Origin of the sequence: Actinoalloteichus spitiensis RMV-1378 (assembly GCF_000239155.1) — a bacterium.
Taxonomy (GTDB): Bacteria; Actinomycetota; Actinomycetes; order Mycobacteriales; family Pseudonocardiaceae; genus Actinoalloteichus_B; species Actinoalloteichus_B spitiensis.
In genome coordinates, this window is the sequence record NZ_AGVX02000523.1 from 1 (window position 1) to 4,876 (window position 4,876).

Genomic DNA, 4,876 nt, shown 5'->3' on the forward strand with positions numbered 1-4,876 from the left:
ACCCGGCATGCGGCGCCGCCGCACCCGGCTCGGCCGCCGGTGGTCGCGGCTGGGCCGGGGCGTCCGGGTGCGGCTCGACTCGCGGCGGAACGCGGCGGATGCGTCCATGGAACGGGAGCACGGCGGGCCGGAGGGGAGGGACGGGGTGGACGAGGACAGCGTGCGGCAGGAGGCGGTGCTCGCCGTGGCGCCACCCCGGGCGTGGGAACTGGTGACACGGCCCGAACACCTGCGGGTCTGGTACGCCTTCGACGGTGCCGCCCTGGACGCGAGGGTCGGCGGCCTGATCGAGTACCGCTGGCGCGAACACGGCCGCTTCCTCGGGGTGGTGGAGGCGCTGGAACCACCGACGCTGCTGCGCTACCGGTTGTCGACGCTTCCCGAACGCGATCCGGCACCGGGCCGGCGGACCACGGTCGCCGTGCGCCTGCAGGCGTGGAACCCCACCTCGACGCTGGTGCGGGTGGTGGAGAGCGGCCTGGCGTCGTTGGCGGTGGACGCCGAGGAACGGCGGCAGTACCGGTCGGCGGCGGCGATGGCCTGGGCCGGTGGTCTCGAACTCCTGGTGGAACTGGCGGCGCGCGGGGAGGCGTGAGGCCGGCGGCGACGCCGGCGCCTCCGCCGGGCCGCCGCTCCCGGCACCGCCGACATCGGACGCAGCGGCCCCGCCACCGTCATCCCGCCCGGTGGCGGAGCAGGTCGCCGGGGCTGAGGGCGGACAGCGCCCGCAACTCACGGGAGAGGTGCGCCTGGTCCGCGTAGCCCGCCTCCACCGACAGCCCGGCCAGGCGACGACGGCGGCCCAGCGGCGATTCCGCGAGGTGGAGGAACCGGTGGAGGCGGAAGGTGCGGTGCAGCTCCTTCGGGCCCAGGCCCGCGTGCGCGAGCACGAGGCGGCGCAGCTGCCGACCCGACATGCCCAGGTCAGCGGCCACCCGGTCGACCCTGGCCGCCGGGTCCCGCGCCAACCAGGCCACCGCCCGACGCGCCCTGGGGTCGGGCGGGCGACTCGGCCACCGGGCGCGCGCCACACCGGACTCCCCCACTACCAGGCCGGTGAGTTCCCGCGCGGCGGCCGGGGCGAGCACCGCGTCCAGCGGGAGGACCTCGTCCCGCAGCAGGGTCGCCGGGACACCGAACACCGCCGACAGCGCCCCGGGGCGGATGCGGACCGCGCGACAACGGGACCCGCCCGCCAGGTCGACCACGACCGGTGCCATGGTGGGGCCGACCACCTCCACCACGCCGCTGTCCCACACCACGACGTCGGCCGACCCGTCCGGCAGCACGAGCTGACGGTGGTGGGTGCCGTCCGGGACCCACTGGGTCCACCACACGGCCAGCCCCGGCCACCCCGGAGGGGCGGACCGCTCCCGGTACGAGGACCCGGTGCGCGCCGCCGAGGTCGCGCGTCCGTCCTCTGCGGGCGACCGCGCCGGCCCGTGGGTGGGCCCGGAGCGGGCCGGGGCTCGAGGCTCGACCCGCCCACCGGTATTCGTGTTGGCGGGCATGGCCCCACCCTGCCAGCGGCGCGGTGGACGTGCCGGTCCGGCCCCTGGCCGGTCCGGCGGGCACCCGGCGCCGGTCCGGCGGTGTCGTCCGACCCGGGTGCGGGAGGATCGTGACGCCGTGCCGACGGGGCGGACGAGGAGGAGCGTGATGGCGGACGACCGGCCGCATGTCCTGGTGAGCTGCGCGATGTCCGTGGACGGCTACATCGACGACGCCTCGCCCCACCGGCTGCTTCTCTCGGGGGAGGCGGACTTCGACCGGGTCGACGAGGTGCGCGCGGGCTGCGACGCCATCCTCGTGGGCGCCAACACGATCCGCCGGGACGACCCGCGGCTCCTCGTGCGGTCCGAGGAACGGCGACGGGCCCGCGTTGCGCGGGGGGTTCCCCCCTCACCCACCAAGGTCACGGTGACGACGAGCGGCGCGCTCGACCCGGGTGCGGCGTTCTTCACGGAGGGGACGGCGGAGAAGCTCGTCTACGCGCCCCACCAGGCCGCCCGCTCGCTGGACGAGGGCGTGGGGGCTCGGGCCGTCGTGGTCGACGCCGGTCCCCGGGTCGACCTGGCCTGGGTCCTCACCGACCTCGCGGGCCGGGGAGTGCGCCGGCTCCTGGTCGAGGGGGGCACGGCGATCCACACCTGGTTCCTCACGGCCGGGTTGGTCGACGAGCTCCATGTGGTCGTCGCACCGTTCTTCGTGGGCGACAGCCGGGCTCCGCGCCTCGTCGGCGACGGCGAGTTCCCCTGGACGTCGGGCCGGCGGATGACCCTGGTGGACGCCCGCCCGGTCGGTGATGTGGTACTGCTCCGGTACCGGCTGCCGTCCTGATCCCCGGCGGTCGGTGCCACCGGTCGGACCCGCCGGTGCGCCGCCCGGGCCAGGGGACCCGGCCTGCGTGGTGGGCGATCAACGCGGCCGCTGCCACCGCCGCCCCGGTTGGGCACGTGCCGCTGCCCACCGGCCCGGACCGGGAGCCCCCGACGACTCCCTCCTGGCCCGGGTCCACCTTTCTTCTCACCCGGCAGCGGCCCCACCCGGACTGCCGGAACGACGGCCGTCGGCGACACCCGCCACGGCCACCGGTATGCCTCAGCTACCGCTGTGCACGGCCAGCCGCTGGCGCATGGCGTGCTCGACCAACGTGATCAACGCCTGCTTCGTCGAGTCGCGGTTGCGTGCGTCACACGTCACGATCGGCACGTTCTCGTCGATCGTGAGCGCCTCACGCACGTCCTCGATCCGGTGGTGCAACATGCCGTCGAAGCAGTTCACCGCCACCACGTAGGGCAGCTCCCGGTCGTCGAAGAAGTCGATCGAGGCGAACGCGTCGGCGAGCCGGCGGGTGTCGACCAACACGATCGCGCCGATGGCGCCCTTCACGAGGTCGTCCCACATGAACCAGAACCTGTGCTGACCGGGCGTGCCGAACAGGTACAGGATCAGGTCGCTGTCCAGCGAGACCCGGCCGAAGTCCATGGCGACCGTGGTGGTCACCTTCCCCGGCGTCGCGGTCAGGTCGTCGACCCCCACGCTGGCTTCCGTCATGACAGCTTCAGTGGTCAGCGGCACGATTTCGGAGACCGAGCCCACGAAGGTCGTCTTGCCGACGCCGAACCCTCCGGCCACGACGATCTTCGTGGATGTGGTCGCCTGCTTCTGTTCCGCATTCCGCTGGGGATCAAAGCCTGCGAAGCCCACTTAACACCCTTTCCAGGAACGCGAGAGACGGCCCGTCACCCGTCACCAGGCCGCTGTTGTGCACGAGGACCAGCCCCAGACTCGCCATGTCGCCGATCAGTACCCGGACCACGCCCAGTGGCAACCGGAGGTGCGCGGCGATCTCCGCCACCGACCGGGTCTCGGTGCACAGACCGCAGATCGACCGGTGCTCGGCCAGCGCCGCGGTCCGCTGCTCGCGGCCGCGGTCACTGGTGGAGACCAACGCCTCGATAGGAAGATCATAATCGGGGCGGGTCCGCCCGCCCGTCCTGGCGTAGGGGCGGACGAGGGAACCGGTCTCCACCAGCGGATCCCGGCTCTCCTCGTCGTCGTGCTCGTACTCCGGCCAGCTCTGCTCGGTCTCGTCGACCGGTGGCGGGGCCTGGTAGCCGTCGGAGTAGCCGCGGTCGGCGTACTCCCCGGCGTAGCCGTCGGAATAGTTGTCGGACATGCTCGTGCCGAGCAGATCGGCGCCAGGCCCACCGAAGAGCGCGCGGTCCGGGTCTCCGACGAGGTAGTCGACGTCTTCGTCCCGGTGGTGCCGCTGCTCGGCCCGGTCCCGGTGATGGGATCGTCCGTAGAAGCCATCGAGATCGAGGCGGCTGGCCCAGTCGCCAGCACGTCCGTCACCGGAACCAGGGTCAGTGGTCATCACCGATCACTCCGTAAGTTCACCTGCGAGGTCACCTGCGGGTAGCACCTTGCAACTGGGCTCGTAGCTCTGGCGTGAGCTGGGCCCCGACCCGCTCGACGAGCAATGTCATCTCGTAGGCCACCAAACCGATATCACAGTTCGGCGCCGCCAGGACAGCCAAACAGGAACCGTCGCTGATGGACATCAGGAACAGGAAGCCCTGTTCCATCTCCACCACGGTCTGCGCCACCTCACCGGCGTCGAAGACCCGGGCGGCCCCCTGGGTGAGGCTGATCAGGCCGGAGGCAACCGCGGAGAGCTGCTCGGCCCGGTCCCGGGGCAGGCCCTGGGAACCCGCGAGTAGGAGGCCGTCCGCGGAGACGACCACCGCGTGGGCGACGCCGGGGACACGCCGTACGAAATCAGTGATCAACCAACCGAAGCTGCCTGGTTGCTGGGCGGAAGCGGTCACTCCTGCTCCTCGTCGTGACGGCCGGTGGACTGGTGTGATTGTGCTGCGGACGGGCCGGTGTTCACCAGGGTCTCGACCCTATGGTGCCTGCCACGCCGCAGTCCCTGCTGGAAGTTGGACATCCTGCCTCGGATCGAGTCGGCCGAGCGAACGGGGCCGAAGCGCTCTTGCCCGGTCGACGCGGGGGCTGGTGCCGTTCCAGAAGCGGTGCTCCTCGGGGACTGCTCGGACGGCTTGACCCTCGGTGGGGTCTTGGGCTTGTCCTTCTTCGGAGCGATCGAGCCCGGCATCAGCTGGGCCTTGGGCACCCGCTTGGGCAGCCCCGCCGTCGTCGTGTCCTCCGGTTTCTGGTTGAGCACGGTCTTGGCCGCCTCCCAGCCCTCGTCGCCGGCCGAACGCCAGCTGTGCTGGCCGGTCGACTCCGGCTGCGCGCTCTCCGCGACCGGGGCGGCGGTGGCGGATGCCTCCTGGGCGCGCTCCGGCTCCCGCGTGGCGGGCCGGTCGGCGGGACGGGGACGCCGCACGATCTCCGTCGGCGC

At 72.7% G+C, this 4,876-nt stretch carries 6 protein-coding genes and 1 pseudogene; 2 read left to right on the forward strand and 5 right to left on the reverse strand.

What is annotated here, in order from left to right; translation table 11 throughout:
* Window positions 1-595, forward strand: a 595-nt coding sequence (locus ACTIDRAF_RS32175; RefSeq protein ID WP_016700655.1) for an SRPBCC family protein, incomplete at its 5' end; no start/stop codon positions are given.
* A 79-nt stretch (window positions 596-674) separates the two neighbouring features.
* On the opposite strand, the gene ACTIDRAF_RS30205 is transcribed toward ACTIDRAF_RS32175, so the two are convergent.
* Window positions 675-1,511, reverse strand: a complete 837-nt coding sequence (locus tag ACTIDRAF_RS30205) for a helix-turn-helix domain-containing protein (protein ID WP_157163174.1) — start codon at window positions 1,509-1,511, stop codon at window positions 675-677.
* 148 nt (window positions 1,512-1,659) lie between these two features.
* Here ACTIDRAF_RS30205 and ACTIDRAF_RS0220830 point away from each other — a divergent pair, with 148 nt between their 5' ends.
* Window positions 1,660-2,340, forward strand: coding sequence for a RibD family protein (locus tag ACTIDRAF_RS0220830; protein WP_016700657.1), 681 nt, complete (start codon window positions 1,660-1,662; stop codon window positions 2,338-2,340).
* A 261-nt stretch (window positions 2,341-2,601) separates the two neighbouring features.
* Here the strand turns inward: ACTIDRAF_RS0220830 and ACTIDRAF_RS0220835 are convergent, their stop codons facing one another.
* The 4 genes and pseudogenes from ACTIDRAF_RS0220835 to ACTIDRAF_RS34010 form a co-directional block, all read right to left on the reverse strand.
* Entirely contained in the window at window positions 2,602-3,210 is a 609-nt protein-coding gene (locus ACTIDRAF_RS0220835; RefSeq protein ID WP_026066338.1) for a GTP-binding protein, read from the reverse strand.
* A complete protein-coding gene (locus tag ACTIDRAF_RS32180) occupies window positions 3,191-3,883 on the reverse strand; it encodes a DUF742 domain-containing protein (protein ID WP_157163175.1) in 693 nt (230 codons plus the stop codon). The genes ACTIDRAF_RS0220835 and ACTIDRAF_RS32180 overlap by 20 nt, the downstream gene beginning before the upstream one ends.
* A gap of 31 nt (window positions 3,884-3,914) precedes the next feature.
* Window positions 3,915-4,337, reverse strand: coding sequence for a roadblock/LC7 domain-containing protein (locus ACTIDRAF_RS0220845; RefSeq protein ID WP_016700660.1), 423 nt, complete (start codon window positions 4,335-4,337; stop codon window positions 3,915-3,917).
* Window positions 4,334-4,876 (reverse strand): annotated as a pseudogene (locus ACTIDRAF_RS34010) (hypothetical protein); the annotation flags it as partial. The gene ACTIDRAF_RS0220845 and the pseudogene ACTIDRAF_RS34010, both read right to left, overlap by 4 nt.